The sequence below is a fragment of the Treponema sp. Marseille-Q4132 genome (assembly GCF_014334835.1).
In the GTDB taxonomy this organism is placed as follows: domain Bacteria; phylum Spirochaetota; class Spirochaetia; order Treponematales; family Treponemataceae; genus Treponema_D; species Treponema_D paredis.
Genome location: NZ_CP060591.1, coordinates 2300416 through 2324958, shown reverse-complemented (window position 1 = coordinate 2324958; position 24543 = coordinate 2300416). Strand labels below are relative to the sequence as shown.

The window sequence follows — 24543 nt, the reverse complement described above, 5'->3', positions numbered from 1 at the left end:
GCTGTGTCAAGTGTTATTTATTTCATCATTGCAGTATAGTTTATATGATGTTTTCTTGCATAAGTGATAAAATCTTTTTCTTCCTGCGTTACACGGATTTGAAACTTTAGCGGAGAGCCGAATTTCTGTTTTCTTCCGGCATTTTCTCTTGCACCGCCATGTCCAAATTCTTTTTCATAAGCAGCAAGCCCGGATGTTTTCATATATTCCTTTGCAGAAATAATTTTTTCATCAGAAGTGACTTCTGCTTTCCGTTTCTTAAAAACATATCCTTCCGAATCTTTTACATATACATATTCCATCTCAGCTTTTGCTTGGGGAAGTTTTTCTACAGTGAACTTCATAACGCTAATATAAAACAAGCGCTTGAATCTGTCAACATATTCAAGATATGCTCTAAAAGTTTTATTATCAAGTTCATTAATTCAGTAAGCGCGACCTGCTGAATTAACGCTTTTTATTCTTTCCACTTGACAGTAGTAAAACCTTCTTTCCACTCAGCAATTTCATCAACAACAACTTTAGTAATATAAAATCCTTGAATAACATCGGTTTCAATATCATTGTCATCAATTATTTTAGGAAAATCTTTGAAGCCCGGTTGTTTTGACAACATCTGTATTGCTTTTTTCGCTTTTTCTTTTGTAGAGAAAATCCCTAAGAATTTTATATCTTCAACATCATCGTAAAGGATATGCAAATGTCCAACTATATATAATATCATTTTGGCTCTTTAATAAATTCTATTCTTCATTCTTGCTCACCGGTGCAGGCATCCGTATAGCTGACGTATATGCAAAATCAGGTAAAAGTCACGGAAATACATTCTCAAAAAAAGGGCTGCACTCGAAGCGGTTCAAACGCCGCATATAAGCGCCTCTTTATCACTTCTAAGGTCAATTCATTTTTATAAGAATTTAACAACAATTTTGATAATTAAACCCATTGCTAAAATAATATAAAAAATCCACTTAAATTTTGATTTGAACTTTACGCTCGTTTTCGGTGTTTCAACAGAGACCGTCTCTCGCTTAAAAGTTCCGATTCTATGTGCAATGTTTTCCAATTCCGCTTTCAAATTTTCAGAATCATGAAAACAATTCCAATTTATATAAAAACGTCTTATCCCCCTGAAATAAAAAGTTATAGAATCAGCGTTTTCTTTATATTTTTTTAAATCCGCGAAATTTATCGCAACGACAGCTATTGAATTTTTTAAAATGGCATAATTTTCCCGTATGGATAATTCCCATATTTCCAGCTTCGATGAAGCTATTTTAGTTCCAATAAATGCAGAAATGAAAAATATAATAAAAAGAAATAAACATGAAAAAAGAACTATGTAAATATCGAAAGGTCGTATCGTTTCAAATCCGTCTGTTAATATAAATCCCATCCTTACCCCCATAAAAATTGCTACGGAAATAAGGATGGGAAAAAACAGTTTCACCCCTTGGCGAAAATAAAAACTTTCAAATTCTTTCTTTTTTTCAAGATTGATTTTATAAACCATTTTCTATCGCCCTTGCGGCACCGCACTCCGCAAGTACCGCGTGCGCCGCACGCCGCGACGGGTGTCGTTCGAACACCCGCACGAACGGCAAGCTTTATTTTCCTTTGCGCGATTTTCCCGTGTCTTTTTTTACGGCGGGCTTTTTCGCTTTCACCTCGCTCTTTTTCGAAGCGGACGATTTCACCCCGCTCTTTTTAGCAACGGATTTTTCGTGTCGCGCGGTTTCCTTTTTTGCCGCCGACGATTTTCCACCGTCAGCGTCTCTCGCGGATTTTTTCTCTGCCGTTTTGATCGGACCGCTTTTTGCCGCGCGTCTCACCTGAGCGCTCTCTTTCGTCGCGCTTTTTTTCACCGCGATCTTTTTGACGCTCTTCGTCTCGGAAAGCGATGCCGTTTTCCCGTTTTCCGCAAATGCATGCTGCATGACTTCTTCGGCGCGAGTTACGGGTATAAACGTAATGCCCGCTTTTACGTGATCGGGAATATCGGAGAGATCGCGCACGTTCGCTTTCGGAATCAAAATCGTTTTGATTCCGTTTCGACGCGCCGCGACCGTTTTTTCACGAAGCCCGCCGATCGGCAAAACCTGCCCCGTAAGCGAAAGTTCTCCCGTCATTGCAAGTCGTGCCTTTATAACGTTTCCGGTGAGCAGCGACATAAACGCCGTCGCCATCGTAATGCCGGCAGACGGTCCGTCTTTTTTGACCGCGCCTTCGGGAATATGCAAGTGTATCAAATTCTTTTCAAACCATTCTTCGTCTTTTATCTTTTTCGAAAGCACTTGCTCTTTTACCCAGTTAATCGCGATCTGCGCACTCTCTTTCATCACATCGCCCATCCGTCCGGTAAGCTGCAGTCCGCCCTTTGCACTCGGATACGCGATGCTTTCGATGAGCAGCGTGTCGCCACCCATACTCGTCCACGCCAAACCGATGGCCGTACCCGCGACATCCGCTTTTTTGATTTCGCTTTCGTCGAAGACGGGTTTACCGAGGTATTTGTCGAGAGCTTTCGCATCGATCGTATACTTTTTCGTTTTATCGACAAAATCGGCGGCGGAAACTTTTTCGCTTTCGCGCTTTGCCGAAACAAGCTTATCGACTTCGGTCTGCGTGAGGTTTTTATTTTTCTTTACGAGCAGATCGATGTCATCCTGCGAAAGCTTCCAGCGGGATTCCACAAGCGAATCGATTTCCCGCTGCGTCAAATCGCGGTTCGCTTTGACGAGTTTGTCTATTTCCGACTGCGAGAGTACGCGCTCGCCCTGCGCTTTTTTTGCAGCGAGTTCGGCGTCTTTTTCTTTTTTCTTTTTTGCCGCAGCTTCTTCCGCTTTTTTCTCCGCTTCGTTCATGAGCTCGGTGACGATTTTGCGGTGGATTTTATCGACGCTCTTTTCGTAATTGCGCACTCCGGCTTCACGCGCATACTCTTCGGCAATCATCAAAAGAGCTTCTTTCGTATACTGCACTTGATTTTTTTCAAGTCCGTTTTTATTAAGATTTTTCGGAATAAGATAGCGCTTTGCAATTTCGATTTTTTCCTGATCGATGTAGCCCGGCAACTGAATGACTTCGGCACGGTCGAGCAGCGGTTCGGGGATCGAATCGAGCGTGTTCGCGGTGAGGATAAAAAATATGTCGGAGATATCGAACGGCAAATCGAGATAGTTGTCGCGGAAGCCGACATTCTGTTCGGGATCGAGCACTTCAAGCAGTGCACTCGCGGGATCACCCTGATAGCTTTGCCCCATTTTGTCGATTTCGTCGATCATAAAAACGGGAGCGCGGGTTTTCGTCGTACGCAAGCCCTGGATGATTTTTCCGGGCAGCGCGCCGATATAAGTTCTGCGGTGTCCTTTGATCTCAGCTTCATCGCGAAGACCGCCGACGGAAAATCGATAGAAGGGTTTATGCATCGCATCCGCAACCGAATGCCCGATACTCGTTTTGCCGACACCGGGGGGACCGACGAGCAGCACTATACTGCCCTTCGCATCCTGCTTGAGTTTTCGCACCGACAAAAATTCCATGATGCGTTTTTTTACGTCGTCGAGACCGAAGTGATCGCGCTCGAGAATTTTTTTCGCTTCGTCGAGACTGTAATTTTCTTCAGGCTTATCGTTCCACGGAAGCTGCGTGACAAGTTCAAGAAAATTCCGCGTACCGATATATTCGGCGGAATTCGGATCCATGAGATTGAATTTTTCAAGTTCGTTTTCGACGGTTTCTTTGATTTCGCCTTCGAAATGGAATTCCTCGGCTTTCTTTTTAAATTTTTGATAATCGGTCGCATTGCCTTCGGCGTCTGTGCCGAGCTCTTCCTGAATCGATTTCAGTTCTTCACGGAGAAAATATTCGCGCTGATTTTTTTCGACCCGTTCGTTGAGTTCGTTTTGAATTTTTTTCTGAACGCGCAAAAGCTCCTGCTCTTTTTTAATATAGATGAGCACTTGCTCCATGCGCCGGCGCACGTTTACCGTTTCGAGCACTTTTTGCTGATCGGCTTTATCGATATTGAGAATGGACGCGATAAAATCCGCAATCTTTCCGGGATGATCGATGTTCACCATGTTCAATCGCATCTCTTCGGAAAAGAGCGGATTGTTTTCGGACACTTCTTTCATTTCACTCAACAGCGCGCGCGTGAGCGCTTTCACTTCAAACGTATCGTCTTCTTCGTCGTCGAGGTAATCGACTGCAGCCGCCATCGGCGTCGTGGCGTGCAGCGCTTTTCGAATGCGGAAGCGTTTGAGCGTCGAAATAAATACGTTGAGCCCGCCGTCGGGTAAATTGATTTTTTTAATAATCCGCGCGATCGTACCGACTTCGTACAGATCGGACACCGACGGATTTTCCGTTTCGTTTTTCAGCATGACGATACCGATATAGCCGTCGCCAGAGCACACTTCTTCGATCACTTTCGTATCGTCGGAAGAGCTTATCATAAGAGGCGTAAAAATGCCCGGGAAAATCGGACGCCCCTGCAGCGGAATGAGCAAAAGCTTTACCGGAAGCGCCTGATCGGCAGGAAGGATCTCCTTTGTCGACGACGGCTTTTTTGCAATTTTTTTGTCGGCAGCTTTATCCGTTTCGGAAGCCGCTTTCGCCTTGTTAAGCGCCTTATCCAGTTCAGCTTGTGAAATCGATACGTTTAAATCGTTATTGTCAATATCTTTCTTTGCCATAGAATAAATATACTCCCTAAATATGAAATAGTCTACGTCAGAGATTTTACCTGCGATTTTTCTTCGAATCGCCTGAGGGTAAAAATTGTACCTGCGTCCAATGCCTGTGTCCGATTTGGAAAAGCAGCTGCACCGCTTTGATGACGTTGTCGCGCGACGGGCCGTCGAGCTTTGCAAATGCACCGACGATCTTTGCCGAATTCTGCCACCAATTTTTTTCGAGTTCCGAATTCGTCTTTGCATCGGTCGCCTCAAGCACTTTAAAAAGCGTAGTGACAAAACGCGAGCGCTCGGCATCGGTCAATTCGAGGAACCACGCGTTGAACGTATCGTGAAACCATTTACTTGCAGGATCGAATCCCGAAAGCGAAACGAAGCCGTCTTTCGTCAAATGCCACGAAAACGGATCATGCTGCATAATGCCCGACTGCTCGCTTTCGACGACGGAGTACGAGCCTGCGTGCGAAAAGAGCATGCCGACGATGGAAAGCTGCGGATAAAACGAACGGATTTTCGGAGCGAGTTCGCGGAAGCAGGGAGACGCGACGGTCTCTTCGCGGAAGCCGGGGCCGTCGTTATTGTACACGCAGGAAATGCGTTTTTTGAATTTAGGATCGATGTTTGCCGCGGCATAGATTGAAAGATTTCCGCCTTTCGAGTGCCCGCCTGTACGAAAGCGAGTGCGTATCGATTTCATCGCTTCGGTCAAATAGCGAAGGGCATCGATTTGCGAAGGCACCGTTTCGAGTACGCCCATATTGAAATCCTCTTTCCAGCCGATTATAGTATCGTCGGTGCCGCGGAATACGGCAAAGGCGTGTTTATCGCCGGTCAAAAAAGTCATGGCGGAAAACTGCTCTTCTTTTTTCGGATCAAAGCGCGTCGTATAGCCGCAAACTTTTACATCCCCGAAACGCCGCGAAAAAGCGGCGGCGAACAAAAGATCCGCCGTGAGCGAATTGATCATGGCGCCGACTTTGCGCCGCGCCGAAAAATCTTTCGCGCTTCGAAACCGTTCGGCTGCATCCTTCAGCGTTACGCATTCTTTAAAACTTTCACTTACAATGCCGCCGAAATCGAGATATGAAATCTGACACAGGATGAGGGAATCGATATCGTTGAACGGAACGACGGAAAACGGCAAGTCGCCGCGCCACGCAATGTAGTCGATAATATTTGCCATACAACCTCGCTGATTATAATATAGCAGAAAATTATATCTTATGATACAATTCGGTTGTTATATTTATAACAGATTCCCGTCGGGGAAAATCGAAATTGCACAGAGGAGCATAGAGATATGGAACAATACGATTCGATCGGCACACGTGCTGTAGAAAGCGAAAAACGCAAATTTCTTACACGCACATACGGATGGATGGCGCTCGCGCTCGTCATCAGCGCAGTGAGCGCATATATTACGTCGGAAAACACGGCGCTGTTGAAGCTCCTGTTCGGCGGAAGCGGCATCGGCTTTTGGGTCGTCGCGATCGGAGAGGTGGCGCTCGTGTGGTGGCTTTCGGCGTCCATCCGAAAAATCTCTCCCGCTGCGGCATCGGTCGCGTTTATCGTCTATTCGGCGCTGAACGGACTGACACTTTCATCGATCTTTCTCTACTACACCGGTACGGTGATAAGCCAAACATTCCTTGCGGCTGCGGGAATGTTCGGCGGTATGTGCTTCTACGGCGCGGTGACGAAGCAAAACCTCAATTCTTTCGGCCGCTATCTCATCATGGCGCTGTGGGGCATCATCATCGCTTCACTTATCAATTTATTTTTGCGCTCGTCGGGATTTTCGTGGCTTATTTCGCTCATCACCGTCGGCGTGTTCGTCGGACTTACCGCATACGATTCGCAAAAGATTTTAAAGGCGGCCGAATATTCGGACGGATCGGATACGTTCAAAAAAGCGTCGATCATCGGCGCACTCGAACTCTACCTCGATTTCATCAATATCTTCCTCGCCCTCCTGCGCCTCTTCGGACGCAGACGGTAAGACACAAAAACGAAACGTGTCCGGTACCCACGGCGGATGATAAACCGTCCGTGCGGATTATGCCGGATACCAAACGCAAAAAACGCCCGCAATCGGACAGCCGATGTGCGGGCGTTTTATCTTACAGACAGTGCTTATTCCACCGTTTTCGGAATTATTAAATTTAAGACAATACCGACGACGGTTGCAAGCGCGACTCCGCCCAAACTGAACACGAAATCGCTTCCGACGGTAAACTGCAAAACGCCGCCGCCGATACCGATAACCATGACGACCGATGAAATGGTCAGATTGCGTTTATCTTTGTAATCGACGCCTTCTTCGACGAGCGTACGCAAACCGCTGGATGCGATAAGTCCGTACAAAAGCATCGAAACGCCGCCGAGTACGGGACCGGGAATCGTTTGGATGACGGCGCCGAATTTTTGACAAAAAGACAGCACGAAGGCGATGACCGCAGCTCCTCCGATAACCCACACGCTGTACACTTTCGTGATCGCCATAACGCCGATGTTTTCTCCGTACGTCGTATTCGGCGGCCCGCCCCACACGGCAGCCCACGCGGTCGCCAGTCCGTCTCCGACAAGCGTCCGGTGCAAGCCGGGGTCTTTCAAAAAATCCTTTCCGACGACGCGCGAAGTCGTCAGCGTGTCACCCAAGTGTTCGCAGATCGTAGCAAGCGAAACGATCACAAAGGTGAGTGAGGCGACAAAGTTGAATTTCGGCGCGAGCCAAAAATACTTACCCACCGCGTCGGTTTGTAAAAACGGAAGCGCGAACCATTTCGCTTCGCGCACGACGGAAAAATCGATGACGCGGTATGCGGGGAAAACGGCTCCCATAACGAGAGCAAAGAGATATCCGCCGACAAGACCGATCAATATAGAAATCGTATTGAAAAAGCCCTTCAAAAAAATCGTCGCAACGATCGCGATGCCGAGCGTTACGACGGCGATACTCAAATACGCAAGCGAATAATCCTGCATCGCACCGCTCGATCCGACGTACATCGCTTCTTTGATCGCCGTCGGTGCAAGGTTCATACCGATGACGACGATAACCGAGCCGATAACGACCGGAGGAAGCGCTTTATCGATCCAGCCTTTGCCCGTAAATTTAATAATCAATGCGACGACGCAGTAAAAGACACCCGCGCAGATCGCACCTCCCATCGCATAGGCCGCGCCGTACTGCTCGCCGATTCCGATGAGCGCCGGAATAAAAGCGAACGACGAACCCAAAAACGCCGGCACTTTCGCTCCCGTAATGAGGATATAGATGAGCGTTCCGGTACCCGCGGTAAAAAGCGCAGTCGACGGACTCAAGCCCGTCAAAAGCGGCACGAGTATGGTCGCGCCGAACATGGCGAACACGTGCTGAAAACTCAACGGGATCCACTGCGCGAGCGGCGGTTTGTCGTGAGGTCCTAAAATTTTCGATGAATTCATAAAAAAGCTCCCATAATGATACGAATCGGCACAGTATAGCATAAGCGTTTTTTTTTGAAAAGAACGCGGATGATCTTTATCGAGGACATGTGATATTTTCGCAGATGTTCTTTATTAATTAAAAGGAAGAAGCCTTCCCTTCGTGGCTGTCCCTTCCGTCAGCGTATCGCAACGTTTTCAAAGCCGAGCGCGGTCATCGATGCGCGAAGGACGGCCTGTGCCTGCGCATCCGCGTCGTCCAAAAGGCCTTCGGCGACAAGACGTTCCGCGGCAGATGCTCTGCTCTCTTCGATCCCGTCGAAGATTTCTTTCATCGTGATCGGCACGAAAATGCTGCGCTTTTCATCGAAGATCTCCTGCGACGCGATTTCGTTTCCGAGCAGCTCCGATTTCGGAAGCGTGAGCGAAACGGATTTTCCGTCTTTCGAAACGGTCGAAGCGATCTTTGAAACGTCGGCAATACCCGCCCGCGCTATACCCGAATATTTGACGATGCTGTAGCTTTTTGCAACACCGAGCGCACCGCTTTTTTTTATGCTCACGATTTCGCTGTAGCGCAGTTTTACCGTAACCAGTTCGCGGCACAGCACGAGCTGCCGTTCGATCCTCATATATTTTTTTGCAAGTTTTATCTCAGTGATCTTTTTCCTGCCGAAATACACGCCCGCTCCGAGTGCGCACAAAAAAAGCGCGGCAAGGACGATTTTCAGCAAAAGGCAACGTAGGGGAAAACGAGCCGCGTTAATATTTTTTTTACCCGCTTCGTCCGCATTCGTCTTTTCCGCTTCGACCGATAAGTTCTTTTTTTCCATAACAATCTCCCATAAAAACGTCTACACGAACTCGCCTCACCGTATCTTCGATTATACCATCGGTTATTGTTTTGGAAAATATATTTTTCGGTGCTCTTATTCCGATTGTGAACCTGCACACGATTGATTTATCCCGGCCTTTCGGCTATAGTTTTAAATATATGGAAAAATTAAAACTGCTCCTTCCCAAAGGAAGAATTTACGAAAGCGTTGTCGGCCTCTTAAACGGCGCGGGTATCAAAGTGGATTTGCCTGAACGCGCGTACCGCCCCATCGTCAATCAAAGCGATTTGGAAGCGAAAGTGATGAAACCGCAGAATATCGGCAAACTGCTCGAACTGGGTTCTCACGACGCGGGCTTTACCGGCCGCGACTGGATCGAAGAGACGAAAGCCGATGTCGAAGAAATCATGGATTTGGGTTTCGACAAAGTGCGCATCGTCGCGGCAGTACCGAATGCGCTCGACGATCACACGCTTCAAACGAAGCGCGTCGTCGTCGCAACCGAATACGAGCAGATAGCGCGCAAGTGGCTTGAAAGCAAAAAAATCGACAGCATCATCGTGCGGACTTACGGTGCAACCGAAGTGTTCCCGCCCGACGATGCCGACATGATCATCGACAATACGGCGACGGGACGCACGCTGCAGGAAAACGGGCTCCGCATCGTCGACACGATTTTGAAAAGTTCGACGTGTTTTTTCGCATCGAAGGCGGCGCTCGCAGATCCGCAAAAAAAACAAAAGATCGCCGAACTGAAAATGCTCTTCGAAGCGGTACTCAATGCGCGCAATAAAGTGATGCTCGAAATGAACTGTCCGAAAGACATATTCGACACGCTTATCAAAGAGATCCCCGCGATGAAAAGTCCGACCGTTTCTCCGCTGTACGGAGACGACGGCTATGCGGTCAAAATTGCAGTCGATAAATCCGAAGTACCGCTCCTTTTGCCGAAGCTGAAAAAACTCGGAGCGGCCGATATCCTCGAATACGAACTTCGAAAGGTATTGGCATAAATCAACAGTCCGAACGGCGGGTTCTGAAAATAATAATTAATAAATCACGGAGCGTGTTATGGCGGGACGAATCGCATCGATAGAACGGAACACGGGCGAAACGCGGATATCGCTTACCCTCGATCTCGACGGAAGCGGAAAATATACGGTAGAAAATCCGATAGGATTTTTCGATCACATGCTGCGCTCTTTTTGCAAACACGGTCTCTTCGATTTGAGCGGCACGCTTTCAGGCGATTTGAACGTCGACCAGCATCACCTCATCGAAGATACGGGTATCGTACTCGGAAGCTGCTTTGCGAAAGCGCTCGGCGATTGTGCGGGTATTTCCCGTTCGGGATTTTTTATCTACCCGATGGACGAAACGCTTTCGCGCGCCGCAGTCGATTTCGGCGGACGTTCATACCTCGTCTTCGACGGAAAAATTTCGGGCATTCCCCTCGTGTCGCTCGGCGACGACGGAAAAGAAGCGAGCTTTCAAACGGACTGCGTTGAAGATTTTTGGCAAGGCTTTGTCGGAGGCGCAAAATGCAATCTGCATTTGGACACGCTCCGCGGCAGAAGCGATCACCACAAAATCGAAGCGATGTTTAAAGCCGCTTCCCGCGCCATACGGAACGCCGTCGAACTCGACGTTCGAAGGTGCGGGGAAATCCCTTCGACGAAAGGCGTCATCGTCTGACGATTTGTTTGCCTTGCGATAAAAAACTGGCGCATCGATCGTCGATATCGAAAAGCTTCCATATTATTTCAGACTGCCGAGTCGATGTTCGGCATTACCGAATCGATGCTCGGCATATAAGGGGAAAGTATCGTTCCGCGCCAAGTGCGTAAGTATGCACCGCGCAGGTCCGTATCAACGGCGCTGTGAAGCGAGCCACGCGAACAGCTTTATGCCCCCATCTTCGACATCGTCGTTCAAAACGTATATCCACGACGCATGTCCGTCAAATCGATAAGGATTGCCTTCTTTGTCTTTATAGACGCCGCTTAGATCGCGGACGTCGTCGTAAACGACGTAATGCAAATCTTTATGATGCAGCTTTCGAAGACGCGATACGGTTGCACCGTCGTGTTTTTCCATCTTAATCGTTTCGTCGTCTTTTGCGCGCGTAAACCACAGCGGAACTTTCGCAAGTTCGCCGAGCTGACTGTCCGTAATTTTTCTATCGGGATACGCTTCGCACACGGGAAAAGCCGCCGCAAAAAAATCGGGATATTGCAAAAGCATATTGAGCGTCATATAGCCGCCGGCCGAACAGCCGCCGACATATATGCGATCCGTGTCGATGTACGGATGCTTTGCGATACATTCGTCGATCAATTCTTTTACCGCCGTACTGTAATACGAAACGCTTGCTGCGGGATTTTCTTTATCGGATTTGACATTCAAATCGGTTTTAAAAAGAGCATTGGCTGTTTTGAGAAAGGGCTTCAATATATTTTTTGCCGTTCCTTCAATGTCGACGGGAACCCAAAGCCGCGTTCCTCCCGCACCCGCACTCGTCGATTCGAGCCACGCCGTCGGTGCTTGCGGAACGAGGACTGCCGCGCCGTTTTCGAAATACGACTGTATTTTTTGTCCCGCGAGGTTTACCGCCTTCGTGCCCAAAATCGGCATATACGGATTATTGCCGCCTTCGGCTATACCGTGAAACCAAACGATCAGCGGAATTTTTTTATCGCTTTGATCGGAACTTGCCGGAGTCCAAAACGCATAACGGAGATCCGTATCGCCCGATGTAAAACCCGATATCGTAAAGCGCGCAGCCTCAGGACAAACGGCGGCACTTCGCTTTTTTATCGTAAAACCGAGTTTATCGTTTTCGATCTTTAAACCGTAGAGCGTACCCGTATAAAAGACGGCTTTTATAAAAGGATTTCCGGAAGGTTCCTCCGGTTCAACCGAAAGTTTCAGCGTTATATGATTTCCTTTTCCGTCAATTTTATTGCCTCGCGAATCTGAAAGGTACGCGTCGACAACATCGCGCTCACCTTTCGAAAAACCGAATCCGAGCCGCGCCTGCTCTTCCGGCGCGAAAATTCTCGTAACTTCAAAATCTTTTGCTTTGACGGCATCGGCGGAAAAAGTTTTGCCGGTATTCATTATCACCGTATCGGCGACGGGCCCCCAATCGTAGGCGCCGACGACAAGCACATATCGATTTTTTGCAGGCTCCGCAGCTTCTACAAGAACCGTAACCGTGTCCGCTTCTTCCGCAGCAAACGGCAAGAGACAAAAATGCAATAAACATATCGCAAAAAAAATCTTATTCGTTTTGCTCATACAACAAGTATATACTATTGTTATGTGTATCGCTACAGTGAACGCCGCGACGGAGATGAAGATGTATTCGCAAAACAATAAAGGGGCGGAGAACATCTTTAGTCAATCAACAGTTTTTCCTTTTCCGTTTCATTGCAAAAATCGCTCGGAAACTATAGAATAAAACGCTATGGATTTACTGAAAAAACTCGAAGACTGCAAAAAACGCTTCGACGAATTAAGCGCGCTCGTTATGGACGGCGATCTTGTTAAAGACGTCGAAAAATACAAAGACGTCATGCGCGAACACGGTCATCTCTCCGAGCTCATGGAATTATACGCTGAATATAAAAAAATGCTCGACGGCATCGAAAGCGATACCGAACTGATTACGAATGAAGACGATCACGATCTGAAAGAGATGGCGAGGGAAGAGCTGAAATCGCTTGAAGAACAAAAGCCGCTGCTCGAAGAAAAAATAAAATTAAAACTCATTCCGCCCGATCCTCTCGACGAAAAAAACATCATCGTCGAAATACGAAACGGCGTCGGCGGCGACGAAGCGTCGCTGTTCGTCGCCGACCTCTACGAAATGTACGCTCGCTTTGCGGAGATGAAAGGATGGAAATACGAAATCATGAATGCGACTCATACGGAAGTAGGCGGCTATAAAGAGATTTCGTTTTCGCTTTCCGGAAAATTCGTATACGGCACGCTGAGGTGGGAAGGAGGCGTACACCGCGTACAGCGCGTTCCCGCAACGGAAGCTCAAGGGAGAATCCACACGAGTACGGTGACGGTCGCAGTTCTCCCCGAAGCGAGCGAAACCGATATCGTCATAAAGCCCGAAGACGTGCGCATCGACGTGATGCGGGCAGGCGGCCCCGGCGGACAGTGCGTCAATACGACGGATTCCGCAGTACGCCTCACGCATATTCCGACGGGGCTCGTCGTCATCCAGCAGGACGAAAAAAGCCAAATCAAAAACAAAGCGAAAGCGTTCCGCGTTTTGCGCGCGCGCCTGTTCGATTTGGAAGAGAGCAAAAAACGGGCGGAACGGGATGCGGCGCGTAAATCGATGGTCGGGAGCGGCGACAGAAGCGAACGTATCCGCACTTACAATTTTCCGCAAAACAGAGTGACCGATCACCGCATCAATTTGACGCTGTACAAACTCGACCAGTTTATGCTCGGCTATATGGACGAAATGCTCGACGCGCTCAACGTGTACGCAAAAGAAGAACAGCTGAAAGCGGACGTAAGCGAATTAGAACACGATTAGCGGATAAGAGCGCACAGCGGCGGAACAAAACGTGACCATCAAAAGCGCAAGAGACGAAGCGATAAAAAAATTAACAAATTCTCCGACGGCTCCGCTCGATGCGGACCTTCTTTTATCGCACACGATCAAGTGTTCGAAATCTTTTTTGCTCGCACACCGGAACGATGATTTGACCGCCGCTCAGTACGGCGCATTTATGTCCGCGATTGAGAAGCGCAAAACGGGGCTCGCAGTCGCCTATATCACGGGACACAAAGAATTCTATAAACTCGATTTTATCGTCACACAAGACGTACTCGTTCCGAAGCCGGACACCGAAACGCTCGTTGAAAAAGCGGTCGAAAGCATCAAAGAGATTGTACGAAACAAAACGTCGAGTACCGCTAAAGCGGAACGGACTGCCGAAGCGGCGAAAAAGAACGCCCAAACAACGGAACAAAACGAAGGTATGCAAACCGACGATACGCTCCGCATAGCCGATATATGCACGGGAAGCGGCTGTGTCGGTATCGCGGCAGCTCGTGAGTTGAACGAGTGCGGAATTTTTTGCGATCTTACGCTTACCGACATTTCTTCCCGCGCTCTTGAAGTCGCAAAGCAAAACGCATCTCGGCTTTTAACAAAAGCGCAGTTCGAACGCACGGCATTCATATCGGGAGATCTGCTGAATGCGCTTTCGCCATGCGCCCTCTTCGACGCAATACTCGCAAATCCGCCGTACGTGCCGTCCGATGAAGTGACGGAATTATTAAAAGACGGAAGAGGCGAACCGGCTCTCGCTCTCGACGGAGATGCAGACAGCGCGCTCGGCACGCGTGAAAGCTCGGACGGACTTGCAATCACGAGGCGCCTCGCAGCGCAAGCGTATGAGCACCTCGCACAAGGCGGCATGTTGTTTCTCGAAAGCGGCGAATACAATGCAAAGGGAGCCGCCCTATTAATGAAAAAGACCGGCTTTATCCGTGTCGAAACACACTGCGATCTGTCGGGCAGACCGCGCGTCACAACGGGAGTGCGATAAAAAATTAATAAAAGGCAACTTTTTCCTGTTATTAAAAATTATTAATCGGCACAGCCCAGCTCCGTCCGAATCGGACATATATGCAAAAGCGCGTACGGAGGATGATTTGCCGTACAGCGGAATGCATCTATTTTCCGACGCAAAAATTGGCGAATACGCTTTCGAGTATGTCTTCGGGCGTAACTTCTCCGGTCACTTCACCGAGAAAAGCGAGCGCGTCTTCCAAATCCTGCACGACGGCATCGAGCGCGTAGTCTTCGTCAGCACTCGTAAGCGCATGGCGCACGCTTGAAAGCGCTTCTTCGACCGATTTTTTTTGTCTGGCCGAACCGAGTCCCGCCTGCTTCCGATCCGTATCCGTCCCCGAAACGAGAGAGCGCTTTACTTCTTCGACGAGCTTTCCGATCCCGTCGCCCTTTTTTGCACTCACGGCGATTTCCGCGCGGAGATCCGCAATTATTTTTTTCTGCTCATCGGAAAGCCGCCTTGTGCCATCGGCATCGCTTTTGTTCCATACGAACACGACAGGTTCGGTACAGTCTCGTAAAAACGCTTCATCGTCGGAGGTAAAACCCGCCGTACCGTCGACAAGGTAGAGTACGATGTCCGCATCTTTTGTAAGAGACCGAGCGGATTCGACGCCCTGCTTTTCGACGATGTCCGCCGTCGCGCGTAAGCCCGCCGTGTCGAAGAGGCGCACCGGTATACCGCCGAAATCCGCCCAGCTTTCAAGCCAGTCGCGCGTCGTGCCTTCGATGTCGGAAACGATCGCGCGTTCTTCTTTTAAAAGCGTATTGAATAAACTCGATTTGCCGGCATTCGTCCTTCCGCACAAAACGACGCGTGCTCCGTCCTGATAGAGCTTTTCGCTTTTCCATGAATCGACGAGAGACTGCAAAAAAAACGCCGCCCGCTCGATGTCCGTGCGGTCGAAAGAATCCGCTATCGTCTCTTCGTCTTCGGGATATTCGACGGCGACTTCGATAGACGCAAGCGTATCGACGAGCAGCTTTTTTATCGAATCGATTTCGCCGAAGAGAGAACCCGAAAGCCTTCCGGCAGCTCGGCCTCTCGATGCGTCGGTGCGGCTTTCGATGATTTCCCTCACCGCTTCCGCCTTTGTCAAATCGGTTTTTCCGTTAACGTAAGCGCGGAACGTAAACTCTCCGCGTTCGGCTTCGCGAAATCCGTTTGCAAGCAGCAATTTATTAATTGCGCTCACGACCGCAGGCCCGCCGTGGCACGATATTTCCGCCATATCTTCGCCGGTAAAACTTTTCGGAGCGCGAAAAACCGACACGAGCACTTCGTCTATTTTTTTATCTCCGTCCCGAATCCAGCCGTACACGATCGTGTTGCCGCCGGCATTTAACAATGAGGCGGGACGCGAAAACAGTTTTGCAACGAGTTCGATGCAGCCTTTTCCCGAAGTGCGCACGATGCCGAGCGCACTCGGAGCGAGAGCCGTCGCTATAGCGGCTATAGGTTCATCAGGCGTATAGGTTCCCGACATGCATGCTCCTCAGCGCAAGCGCATAAACGGAATATAGAGAAACGGCGTATAACCTGACGCTTCGGGATTTTTGCGAGTTTTCTCCTGATGGAGTACGCTGTCGAGTACGGAAACCGTTTCATCGGCAAAGGGCGGCTTTACCGCGCTTCCGAACGCGGGCTTTCTGAATTTTTCATCCGCTTCGGGTGCCGTACCGATATACTTCGATTCGGCCGTTACGTCGGGAAGAATATAATCGTAGGCGCCGAGATTGTTCCAATACAGATAACCGCGGTCGACGGAATCGCGTACGCCGAAAATCTGCTTTTGAACGTATTCGGTACCGTAATATTGCCGGTCATAGCTGACGTTCAATCGGAACGCCTGCACCCACGGGCGGATAATCGTTCTGTTTCGCGTCATCACCGACGCGCGGAACGTTCCGTAATAATAAATTCGATATGTCCTGTCCGCATAGGGCGCGCGGTTCATAAACTCGTGTTCGAAGTGATTGGGATAAAACATCGGAGAAATGACATCGACATATTCTCCGAGCATTTCCGCATCCTGCCCCGTGCGCGTACCGCTGCGGTACCATCCGTTGGCACCGTAAATATCGATCCCGATCGGCGCATCGATGTTTTCGCGCGCATACGAAAGAAATGAAATGAGCGCGCTCTCTTTCGTCATGCCCTTGCTTTGCCAGCGGTACGACGCGCTCTTCAAATTCAAGCCGTCCGTCGGAAAGCGGATGTAATCGAATTGGATTTCATCGAAGCCACGCGCGATAAGCTCTTTTGCGACGGCGACGTTGTATTCCCACACTTCTTCGGAATACGGATCGACCCAATTTTCATCGTAATACGATACCGTCTTTTTCCCGGCCGAATCGGATCCGGTATCATAGGACTTTATGCCGACCCACGGACTTTTCGACGCGGCATCCCATACGGCGTACTTGCCGCCCGAATATTTGGCGAGGTTCCGGTCTTTAAATACGACGATACGCGCGATGAGGTATACCTTATCCTTTTTAAACTCGGAGACGAAATGATCGACGTCGACGGCGTACTGCGATACGCGTCCCTTTTCCGCCACGAACGGATCGCGCGGCTTATAGCGCAAAAGACCGTAATCGTCTTTCATATCGATGACGAGCGCGTTCAAATTATTATTATTTATTAATTTTCTGAAATTGTCGATTCCCGTCTGTTCGCTGCCGCGGTTCGGCGGCATGTATACGCCTTTTTTCCGGTTCGCTTTTTCCGCATACGGCGTATTGATCGTACCGGGGTAGAGCATCCACAATTCACCGAGCAAAAGACCTTCGGCGAGACCGCTTTTGGTTTTCGGCACCCACGCCGCGTTGACGATGCCCGGAACGCATGAAAAATTTCGCTTCCAGCTTTCAAAGTTTGCAGGGATGCCGGGACTTTGCAAAGATGCGACATCGATCGAACCGAGCGATTCTATGCGCGTAAAAACGAGGACGCTTCCGACGCTCGCAATGCTTTCGATGCTGTCGGCGGGTTCAGTCCCTTGATAGATGCACGCGGACGTTTTTGTGCTCCAATCGAATCGATAGAGGTTCGGCAAATACGACTGCGCAAAATAAATTTCGGCGTACTTCGTTCCGTCATCTTTCGTTCTGACCAGCGGATAGATATCCGAAATTTCGTCGGGCGACGTGAGCGACGCCGGCATTTTTATACCCTTGGGAACATCCTGCCACGCGGCGTTTTTCGCATACGGAAATATATACGAAAGTCCGAATATCGGGTGCGATTCGAAAACGGCGAGCGCCCCTCCTTCCATCGTCGCAATCGCTACCGCTTTGACGCCCGGCGTTATCCTGCTCGTCGAGCCGATCGATTTCCATTCCTTTCCGCCGTCGCTCGTTATGTACACTTCGTTTTCGGTAGCCGTCGCCATGTTCAGCGGATTTAACGGATCGAAAGCCAAATCCTTGAGAATCGGAACCTGCTCCGTAAGCGTCACGGTTTGTCCGTCGTATTTTTTAATAATAAGCGGAGCGATGCCCTTGTTGCGCAATTCGAAATCGGCAAGATTTTCGCTGTACACGATTCCCTTTGACGTGCGGAAATACCAGCGTTCGCCCAAATTTTCTCCCGCTTCAATGCGCACGATCTGCTCGATCTTTCCGTCCGTCCATAAAGGGATAGCGGTATTCGACGGCGCAATTCTATATAAACCCTTATCCGAACCTGCAAGAAAGACCCCTTCCCGCCCGGAGTCTGCGGAAGACGGCAATTCGTAAAGCGGCTTTGCATCCTGGGCAAAACCTTTTGTCGGAGCGATAAAAAAAATCGATGCGATAAAAAAAAGTAAGAGAACCATATATCGATTATCGGCAAGCCCTTCGCAAATGTTTAAATAGCGCGGACGGAGCGATTCCCGTGCAAAAGCGGACGATACGGCACGCAAACCGACAGACGATACACGGAAATCAATTTTGGGAAATTGCTGTTGTCATTGAATGAGTTATGGTATTTTTAGAAAAAAGAACAATTTTTTTTGAGTGTTTTATGGATATTCTCGATTTTAAAACCTGTAAAGTGATTAAAATTGAGTTCAATAAACAGATAATAGACAGATATGATTCAAAACTTGATTTCCGTGCAGACGATACGCCGTACCTTGACAGCAGACAACCGGACATTTATAATCCGCATATACATTTTCACAGGAGATTGCTATGAAAAAGAAGATTACGGTATTTTTGGCGGCGGCCTTGGTTTCCGTACATTGTTTTGCGACGGAATTTATTTTGGCGCCTACGGTAGGGTTTTCGAATACGACATCAACAGACCTCAACAGGAAAGCATTTGGGGGATCCGAAAATTCGTATATGAACTCTATGTCGATCGGTGTTGCACTCGGACTTGTCGCCGACAACGGTTTTACTTTTATGGTAAACAACGATTTGTCGCTTTTCGGCGAAGGCAAAATGCACTACGCTGATCAGTCAACGAACAAAACGTTTTCCATAACGCTTAAAAACGGCTTCTTTTTCGAACAGAGCTTTATTTTCGGACACTCGTTCAAACTTGCAAACGACAGACTTTTTATCAACCTCGGCGTGGGCTTCGCGAGCGGATCGGGAAAAACAGACAATGTCAATGTTTTCGATAAATTACTTCCGCTGTGGACAACAAATACAGGAATTCCTTTGCAGGCAGGAGTACAATTCTTTTTCACAAAAAACATCGGCATAAATCTGACGATGAACGAAATACCTTCTTTTGATTTATCTTTTGCTTTCGATGAGAATATGCGTTTGGCTATATTTTTTCTCAATTTTACCAACTTGTACTACGTAAAATTGGGACCGGTATTCAAATTTTAATAATTTGAAAACGCTCTCCGGATATTGCAGCATTTAATTATTTTATCCGTCCGGAGGGTTCAATACCCCGATTGAACTGCGTCGGAGTTTGTTGATCGATTTTATTCGCCGCAGAACGATACCGGTTCAAATCGTTCGATTTACCGGTATTTTTTTATAAACATAGGAAGGTTATTATGAAAACATACGACATGATCCTTATCGGATTCGGCAAAGCGGGAAAAACGCTTGCGGCAAAGTCGGCAAAAAAGGGCGAAAAGGTCGCGCTTATCGAAAAAGATCCGGCAATGTACGGAGGCACCTGCATCAACGTCGGCTGTATTCCGTCAAAACGTCTCATAACGGAAGCGGCTTTTGCTCCCGAAGACGACTTCGAGCTGCAAAAGATCCATTATAAAGCGGCAATCGAAAATAAAAACGCGCTGACGGCAGCGCTCCGAGCCGCCAATTACAATAAATTGATTGAAGCGGGCGTCGACGTGATAAACGGTACGGCTTCGTTTTTGAATTCTTCATCCGTCGAAGTAAAGGATGCAAACGGAAACACCCAAACGCTCGAAGCGAAAAAAATCGTCATCAACACGGGCTCGCTTCCGTTTATTCCGGAAAATTTAATAACGGAAAACAATACGCGCGTTTTCGTTTCCGAAACGATTATGAACTTAACCGAGCTTCCGGAACGGCTGACCGTCGTCGGCGGCGGGTACATCGGACTGGAATTTTCTTCGATGTACGCGAACTTCGGATCGAACGTTACGATCGTCCAGCGTGAAGAAGAATTTCTTCCCAAAGAAGACCGAGACATTGCCGAAGCGATTAAAGGCGTACTGGCAAGCAAAGGGATTTCGCTTATAACGGGTGCGCATATAAAAAGCATCGAGGGCGCGAATCTTTCATATACGAAAAATGCGCAAGATCTTACCCTTGCTGGAGACGCCGTGCTTTTGGCGCTCGGACGCCGGCCGAACCTTGCCGCACTGCACGTCGAAAAGGCGGGTATTGCGCTTACCGAAAGAGGTGCGATCGCGACGGATGAGCATTTGCGGACTTCCGTACCGAATATATGGGCGGCCGGAGACGTATGCGGCAATTTGCAGTTTACGTATATTTCGCTCGACGATTCGAGGATTATTTTGTCCGATATGAATGAAACGAAGGAGCGCACGACTGAAAACAGAGGTGCTTTTTCTTATTCGGTTTTTATCGACCCGCCGTATTCAAAAGTCGGGCTCGGGGAAAAAGAAGCGAAAGCGCAAAATCTCGATTATCGCGTCGTAAAGATGAATGCGGCGGCGATCCCGAAATCGAAAGTTTTGAAAAAGAGCGAAGGCATGCTCAAAGCGCTTATCGACGATAAAACCGGCTTGATTTTAGGCGCCGCGCTCTTTTGCGCCGAATCGCACGAAATAATCAATACGATAAAGCTTGCCATGGATCATAATATTCCGTATACCGTACTGCGTGATTTTATCTATACGCATCCTACGATGTCGGAAGGTTTAAACGATCTGTTTGCTCTGTAGGATACGGATGGTACAGGCTTGACGGCGCATATTTTTTTGTTGCAAAATCGGTAATCCTCATATATACTGTTATTGTATTTCATATACTTCAAGTATACTGAAAAAACAGGAGGATTTAATATGAAAGGATTTGCAATGCTCAAAATCGGCGAAACCGGCTGGATCGAAAAGGATCGGCCGAAATGCGGTCCGATGGATGCCATCTGTAAACCGCTCGCGCTCAGCCCGTGTACGTCCGACGTCCACACCGTTTGGGAAGGCGCAATCGGCGACCGACACAATATGATTTTGGGTCACGAAGGCTGCGGCGAAGTCGTCGAAGTCGGCGCATTGGTCAAAGATTTCAAACCGGGCGACAAAGTTTTGGTTCCCGCGATCACGCCGGATTGGAACTCCCTCGAAGCGCAGGCAGGCTATTCGATGCATTCGGGCGGCATGCTCGCCGGTTGGAAATTTTCCAACTTTAAAGACGGCGTATTCGGCGAATTCTTTCATGTAAACGATGCGGACGGAAACCTCGCCCACATACCCGCCGGCGTAGAAATCCAATATGCGCCGATGTTGTCGGATATGGTCCCCACCGGATTCCACGGAGCCGAACTCGCGGACGTTCAGTACGGAGATTCGGTTCTCGTTATCGGAATAGGACCGGTCGGTCTCATGTCGGTAGCAGGCGCGAACCTCCGCGGTGCATCCAAACTCTACGCGGTCGGAAGCCGCCCCGCTTGTGTCGAAGCTGCAAAATTCTACGGCGCAACCGATATCATCAACTACAAAAACGGTCCGATCGATAAGCAGGTTTTGGACTTAACGCACGGCAAAGGCGTCGATAAAGTTATCATCGCAGGCGGTACGGTCGACACATTCGACGAAGCCGTAAAATGCTTAAAACCGGGCGGAAAGATCGGCAACGTAAACTACCTCGGCGAAGGCACCTACATCAAGATTCCTCGTGTCGAATGGGGCGTCGGTATGGGACACAAACAGATCAACGGCGGTCTCATGCCCGGCGGAAGACTGAGAATGGAAAAATTGAGCAGCCTGGTTTCGGTCGGCAAACTCGATCTTTCCAAACTGATCACGCATAAATTCAACGGCTTTGAAAACGTTGAAAAAGCGCTGATGCTGATGAAAGATAAACCGGCCGATTTGATCAAACCGGTTGTCATCATCTGATCTGCAACTATATGAGAAGGGGGCGGCGATCGATTTCACGCCGGCCCCTTCCTTTTTAAATAATTTTAAAAATAATATGAACATATTGATCGTTTCGGGATTTTTGGGCGCCGGCAAAACGACTTTTATCCGAAAACTTGCCGAAAAAACCGACAAACGCTTTGCCGTCATGGAAAACGAATACGGAGATGCCGGCATAGACGGAAATCTGCTCGAACAAAACCGCTTAAAAGTATGGGAACTCACCGAAGGCTGCATCTGCTGTTCGAAAAAATCGGACTTCGCCATGTCCGTACTGACGATTGCAAACGGCGCAGACTTCGAATACCTTGTCGTCGAACCGACCGGTGTCGGTTTGTTAAGTTCCGTCATCGCAAATCTGCACAAAATCGAATATGAGCACATACGGCTTTTAAAACCCCTTACCGTAGTCGATATCGACTGTATCGATTCGTATCTTACCACCTTTGAAAAATTTTACGCCGATCAAATCGAAAACGCTTCTCATATCGTCGTCTCCAAAACCGAAAACAAAAGCGAAGCGGAAATCGAAAAAGCCGTCCGTACGCTCAAAGACCTCAATCCCGAAGCGGATATAACGGCACAGCCCTACGATTCCATCGATGCGGCATGGTGGGAAGCACTTTTCGATATAACGAAAAATGCGTTTACCGGCAAAACTGCGTTGTTTCCGCTTCCGCTTTCGGCCGCCCCCGATTTGGAAACGGCGAGCTTTACCGGCATCACGATTCAATCCATAGAAGAATTGATAAGCTGTCTTTCGGCGCTCATCGCCGAGCGCTTCGGCCGCGTCTACCGCGTCAAAGGCTTTGTCCCGATAAACGGACAGTGGGCGAAATTCGACGTCGTCGACAAACGCTACAATATCGAAACCTGCGATGCGATGAGCGAATCGAAACTTACCGTCATCGGCAAAAATCTCGACAAAAACGCGCTCAAGCTGATGTTCAGCTGTTGACAGAATTGCCTTTTTCCGATAGAGTGATAAAATATCGTACAATTCGGTAAAGGTAGGTACAAATATGTCCAGAACTTGTGATGTTTGCGGAAAATCGCTCATGTACGGTCACAAAGTAAGCAATTCATATAATCATACGAAACGCACGTGGCGGCCGAATATCCACAAAGTAAAAGCGATCGTCGAGGGAACGACGCGCACGATCAACGTATGCGCGAAATGCATCCGCTCGGACTATATCGACAAAAAAGTGCGTCTTCCCAAAGACGTGCGCATGGCTCTCGCCGAGCAGGATAAAAAAGCGGCAGAAGCGCAATAGGGTAAAGTTACTTCTAAAAACTGCAATTTTTAGAAGTTCCCAAAAGCCGTTTTACCGCATCGTTTTATCGCAATCTTACAAACCGCCTCGCAGGCGGTTTTTTGTTTTAGAAAGCTGTACTAAGCGGCAGCAATCGGCAGAAACGTATTTCAAAAAAGGGACACACGGAAGTTTTCCGATGCGTGTCTTGCAGACGTTTTTCCGAACGCCGCTACACATCGAGGACGAGACCGTCGTATGCGGGAAGCACCGAACCGCCGGCTTTTACGATTTCCGACAAAACCGGAAGATCTTCCGTCCGCCGTATGCAGTACCGCGTTATATCGGCATGGCTCATATTGTGGCTCATGTGCGTAAGCCAGGTACGGCGCGGTCCGATAAGAGCCGCACTTTCCATCGCTTGGAAATACGAAAAATGCGTCGCGTGAGGCTTTTCGCGAAGTCCGTCTATGACCGCGTGTTCTATGATTCCGCCGTATGCGACGAGCGTTTCGATCGAGCTTTTCGGTATACGGCTGCAGTCGGTGAGATAGGCGATCGAACGGAATGAAGCACCGTCTCGAACGCTCAAAAGCCAGCCGGTCGTCTTAAGCTCTCCGTGAAACATCGGGATCGGAATCGCGCGCACTTCTCCGATATAAAGCGGCTTCTTTCCCGAAAAGCGCGATGCGTTTATCAAATGCAGTTTGGGCTTCCCCCCTCCGATCTGCGTCGGCTTAAATATATAGTCGAATCTTTTTTGTATGCCCGAAATCGTATTCTCATCCGCATATACGGGAAGCCCCGCTCCCGGCGATTCATCCGTCTCCGCTCGGTGCGTACCGCGGAGCGCTCCTTCGGATTTCGTGTGGCTGTAGATGCGCAGGTCGTCGAGACCTGCAATGTGGTCGGCATGAGCGTGCGTCAAAAGCACGGCGTCGAGAGAATCGATATGATGCGCGAGCGCCTGCATACGGAACTCAGGCCCCGTATCGATGACGATGTGCGTTTCACTTCCGTCGGCGTTTCGATGCGATATGTACGCGCTGCACCGAAAGCGCTTGTCTTTCGGATCGAGCGAAGTACACACGCTGCAATGACACGAAATCGCAGGCACGCCGTGACTCGTACCGGTGCCGGTTAAAATCATCCGCATACGATCAGTAT

General features: G+C 48.8%; 21 protein-coding genes. 10 read left to right on the top strand and 11 right to left on the bottom strand.

From position 1 onward, the window contains the following. Nucleotides 1-17 precede the first annotated feature (17 nt). The 5 genes from H9I35_RS10590 to H9I35_RS10570 form a co-directional block, all read right to left on the bottom strand. The gene (locus H9I35_RS10590; RefSeq protein ID WP_252722652.1) at nucleotides 18-344 is read right to left on the bottom strand and encodes a hypothetical protein; all 327 of its coding nucleotides are present in this window, start codon (nucleotides 342-344) and stop codon (nucleotides 18-20) included. Between the two features lie 113 nt (nucleotides 345-457). Further along, nucleotides 458-724 carry a DUF7336 domain-containing protein gene (locus H9I35_RS10585; RefSeq protein ID WP_187419345.1) on the bottom strand — a complete coding sequence of 89 codons (267 nt, stop codon included), beginning with the start codon at nucleotides 722-724 and terminating at the stop codon, nucleotides 458-460. A 183-nt stretch (nucleotides 725-907) separates the two neighbouring features. Continuing rightward, a complete protein-coding gene (locus tag H9I35_RS10580) occupies nucleotides 908-1513 on the bottom strand; it encodes a hypothetical protein (RefSeq protein ID WP_187419344.1) in 606 nt (201 codons plus the stop codon). A 94-nt stretch (nucleotides 1514-1607) separates the two neighbouring features. Beyond that, nucleotides 1608-4697 carry an endopeptidase La gene (gene lon / locus H9I35_RS10575; RefSeq protein ID WP_187419343.1) on the bottom strand — a complete coding sequence of 1030 codons (3090 nt, stop codon included), beginning with the start codon at nucleotides 4695-4697 and terminating at the stop codon, nucleotides 1608-1610. A gap of 46 nt (nucleotides 4698-4743) precedes the next feature. After that, a complete protein-coding gene (locus H9I35_RS10570; RefSeq protein ID WP_187419342.1) occupies nucleotides 4744-5880 on the bottom strand; it encodes an Mbeg1-like protein in 1137 nt (378 codons plus the stop codon). A gap of 117 nt (nucleotides 5881-5997) precedes the next feature. Between H9I35_RS10570 and H9I35_RS10565 the strand changes: the two genes are divergently transcribed. After that, complete coding sequence (locus H9I35_RS10565; protein WP_187419341.1) at nucleotides 5998-6696, top strand: Bax inhibitor-1/YccA family protein; 699 nt, start codon at nucleotides 5998-6000, stop codon at nucleotides 6694-6696. A gap of 134 nt (nucleotides 6697-6830) precedes the next feature. Here the strand turns inward: H9I35_RS10565 and H9I35_RS10560 are convergent, their stop codons facing one another. Continuing rightward, nucleotides 6831-8144 carry a solute carrier family 23 protein gene (locus H9I35_RS10560; RefSeq protein ID WP_187419340.1) on the bottom strand — a complete coding sequence of 438 codons (1314 nt, stop codon included), beginning with the start codon at nucleotides 8142-8144 and terminating at the stop codon, nucleotides 6831-6833. A gap of 158 nt (nucleotides 8145-8302) precedes the next feature. Continuing rightward, nucleotides 8303-8956, bottom strand: a complete 654-nt coding sequence (locus tag H9I35_RS10555; RefSeq protein WP_187419339.1) for a DUF4230 domain-containing protein — start codon at nucleotides 8954-8956, stop codon at nucleotides 8303-8305. Between the two features lie 161 nt (nucleotides 8957-9117). Here H9I35_RS10555 and hisG point away from each other — a divergent pair, with 161 nt between their 5' ends. Then, nucleotides 9118-9972 (top strand): ATP phosphoribosyltransferase, encoded by an 855-nt coding sequence (gene hisG / locus H9I35_RS10550; RefSeq protein WP_040770046.1) that lies wholly within the window; start codon nucleotides 9118-9120, stop codon nucleotides 9970-9972. A gap of 58 nt (nucleotides 9973-10030) precedes the next feature. Then, nucleotides 10031-10654, top strand: a complete 624-nt coding sequence (locus H9I35_RS10545; protein ID WP_187419338.1) for an imidazoleglycerol-phosphate dehydratase — start codon at nucleotides 10031-10033, stop codon at nucleotides 10652-10654. A gap of 174 nt (nucleotides 10655-10828) precedes the next feature. On the opposite strand, the gene H9I35_RS10540 is transcribed toward H9I35_RS10545, so the two are convergent. Then, a complete protein-coding gene (locus H9I35_RS10540) occupies nucleotides 10829-12259 on the bottom strand; it encodes a prolyl oligopeptidase family serine peptidase (protein WP_187419337.1) in 1431 nt (476 codons plus the stop codon). Between the two features lie 169 nt (nucleotides 12260-12428). On the opposite strand from H9I35_RS10540, the gene prfA reads away from it, so the two are divergent. Both prfA and prmC read left to right on the top strand, forming a co-directional pair. Beyond that, nucleotides 12429-13520 (top strand): peptide chain release factor 1, encoded by a 1092-nt coding sequence (gene prfA / locus H9I35_RS10535; protein ID WP_187419336.1) that lies wholly within the window; start codon nucleotides 12429-12431, stop codon nucleotides 13518-13520. A gap of 31 nt (nucleotides 13521-13551) precedes the next feature. Next, the gene (gene prmC, locus H9I35_RS10530) at nucleotides 13552-14541 is read left to right on the top strand and encodes a peptide chain release factor N(5)-glutamine methyltransferase (RefSeq protein ID WP_187419335.1); all 990 of its coding nucleotides are present in this window, start codon (nucleotides 13552-13554) and stop codon (nucleotides 14539-14541) included. A gap of 127 nt (nucleotides 14542-14668) precedes the next feature. On the opposite strand, the gene mnmE is transcribed toward prmC, so the two are convergent. Next, on the bottom strand, nucleotides 14669-16054 hold the full coding sequence (gene mnmE, locus H9I35_RS10525) for a tRNA uridine-5-carboxymethylaminomethyl(34) synthesis GTPase MnmE (RefSeq protein WP_187419334.1): 1386 nt from the start codon (nucleotides 16052-16054) through the stop codon (nucleotides 14669-14671). 9 nt (nucleotides 16055-16063) lie between these two features. After that, nucleotides 16064-18391, bottom strand: a complete 2328-nt coding sequence (locus H9I35_RS10520; protein ID WP_187419333.1) for a putative glycoside hydrolase — start codon at nucleotides 18389-18391, stop codon at nucleotides 16064-16066. Nucleotides 18392-18749: 358 nt separating this feature from the next. Between H9I35_RS10520 and H9I35_RS10515 the strand changes: the two genes are divergently transcribed. The 5 genes from H9I35_RS10515 to rpmB all read left to right on the top strand — a co-directional run bounded on the left by H9I35_RS10515 (nucleotide 18750) and on the right by rpmB (nucleotide 23397). Continuing rightward, a complete protein-coding gene (locus H9I35_RS10515) occupies nucleotides 18750-19400 on the top strand; it encodes a DUF2715 domain-containing protein (RefSeq protein ID WP_187419332.1) in 651 nt (216 codons plus the stop codon). 176 nt (nucleotides 19401-19576) lie between these two features. After that, a complete protein-coding gene (locus tag H9I35_RS10510) occupies nucleotides 19577-20923 on the top strand; it encodes an FAD-dependent oxidoreductase (RefSeq protein WP_187419331.1) in 1347 nt (448 codons plus the stop codon). 120 nt (nucleotides 20924-21043) lie between these two features. Beyond that, nucleotides 21044-22099 (top strand): NAD(P)-dependent alcohol dehydrogenase, encoded by a 1056-nt coding sequence (locus tag H9I35_RS10505; RefSeq protein ID WP_016520612.1) that lies wholly within the window; start codon nucleotides 21044-21046, stop codon nucleotides 22097-22099. A gap of 76 nt (nucleotides 22100-22175) precedes the next feature. After that, nucleotides 22176-23078, top strand: a complete 903-nt coding sequence (locus tag H9I35_RS10500) for a CobW family GTP-binding protein (RefSeq protein WP_187419330.1) — start codon at nucleotides 22176-22178, stop codon at nucleotides 23076-23078. 64 nt (nucleotides 23079-23142) lie between these two features. After that, nucleotides 23143-23397, top strand: coding sequence for a 50S ribosomal protein L28 (gene rpmB / locus H9I35_RS10495; protein WP_187419329.1), 255 nt, complete (start codon nucleotides 23143-23145; stop codon nucleotides 23395-23397). Between the two features lie 211 nt (nucleotides 23398-23608). On the opposite strand, the gene H9I35_RS10490 is transcribed toward rpmB, so the two are convergent. Further along, nucleotides 23609-24532, bottom strand: a complete 924-nt coding sequence (locus tag H9I35_RS10490) for an MBL fold metallo-hydrolase (RefSeq protein WP_187419328.1) — start codon at nucleotides 24530-24532, stop codon at nucleotides 23609-23611. Nucleotides 24533-24543 lie beyond the last annotated feature (11 nt).

What these genes read in the sequence shown, in the direction of transcription:
- H9I35_RS10590 (WP_252722652.1), bottom strand. Translation starts at nt 344, where the DNA reads ATGAAGTTCACTGTAGAAAAACTTCCCCAAGCAAAAGCTGAGATGGAA.
- H9I35_RS10585 (WP_187419345.1), bottom strand. Translation starts at nt 724, where the DNA reads ATGATATTATATATAGTTGGACATTTGCATATCCTTTACGATGATGTT.
- H9I35_RS10580 (WP_187419344.1), bottom strand. Translation starts at nt 1,513, where the DNA reads ATGGTTTATAAAATCAATCTTGAAAAAAAGAAAGAATTTGAAAGTTTT.
- lon (WP_187419343.1), bottom strand. Translation starts at nt 4,697, where the DNA reads ATGGCAAAGAAAGATATTGACAATAACGATTTAAACGTATCGATTTCA.
- H9I35_RS10570 (WP_187419342.1), bottom strand. Translation starts at nt 5,880, where the DNA reads ATGGCAAATATTATCGACTACATTGCGTGGCGCGGCGACTTGCCGTTT.
- H9I35_RS10565 (WP_187419341.1), top strand. Translation starts at nt 5,998, where the DNA reads ATGGAACAATACGATTCGATCGGCACACGTGCTGTAGAAAGCGAAAAA.
- H9I35_RS10560 (WP_187419340.1), bottom strand. Translation starts at nt 8,144, where the DNA reads ATGAATTCATCGAAAATTTTAGGACCTCACGACAAACCGCCGCTCGCG.
- H9I35_RS10555 (WP_187419339.1), bottom strand. Translation starts at nt 8,956, where the DNA reads ATGGAAAAAAAGAACTTATCGGTCGAAGCGGAAAAGACGAATGCGGAC.
- hisG (WP_040770046.1), top strand. Translation starts at nt 9,118, where the DNA reads ATGGAAAAATTAAAACTGCTCCTTCCCAAAGGAAGAATTTACGAAAGC.
- H9I35_RS10545 (WP_187419338.1), top strand. Translation starts at nt 10,031, where the DNA reads ATGGCGGGACGAATCGCATCGATAGAACGGAACACGGGCGAAACGCGG.
- H9I35_RS10540 (WP_187419337.1), bottom strand. Translation starts at nt 12,259, where the DNA reads ATGAGCAAAACGAATAAGATTTTTTTTGCGATATGTTTATTGCATTTT.
- prfA (WP_187419336.1), top strand. Translation starts at nt 12,429, where the DNA reads ATGGATTTACTGAAAAAACTCGAAGACTGCAAAAAACGCTTCGACGAA.
- mnmE (WP_187419334.1), bottom strand. Translation starts at nt 16,054, where the DNA reads ATGTCGGGAACCTATACGCCTGATGAACCTATAGCCGCTATAGCGACG.
- H9I35_RS10520 (WP_187419333.1), bottom strand. Translation starts at nt 18,391, where the DNA reads ATGGTTCTCTTACTTTTTTTTATCGCATCGATTTTTTTTATCGCTCCG.
- H9I35_RS10515 (WP_187419332.1), top strand. Translation starts at nt 18,750, where the DNA reads ATGAAAAAGAAGATTACGGTATTTTTGGCGGCGGCCTTGGTTTCCGTA.
- H9I35_RS10510 (WP_187419331.1), top strand. Translation starts at nt 19,577, where the DNA reads ATGAAAACATACGACATGATCCTTATCGGATTCGGCAAAGCGGGAAAA.
- H9I35_RS10505 (WP_016520612.1), top strand. Translation starts at nt 21,044, where the DNA reads ATGAAAGGATTTGCAATGCTCAAAATCGGCGAAACCGGCTGGATCGAA.
- H9I35_RS10500 (WP_187419330.1), top strand. Translation starts at nt 22,176, where the DNA reads ATGAACATATTGATCGTTTCGGGATTTTTGGGCGCCGGCAAAACGACT.
- rpmB (WP_187419329.1), top strand. Translation starts at nt 23,143, where the DNA reads ATGTCCAGAACTTGTGATGTTTGCGGAAAATCGCTCATGTACGGTCAC.
- H9I35_RS10490 (WP_187419328.1), bottom strand. Translation starts at nt 24,532, where the DNA reads ATGCGGATGATTTTAACCGGCACCGGTACGAGTCACGGCGTGCCTGCG.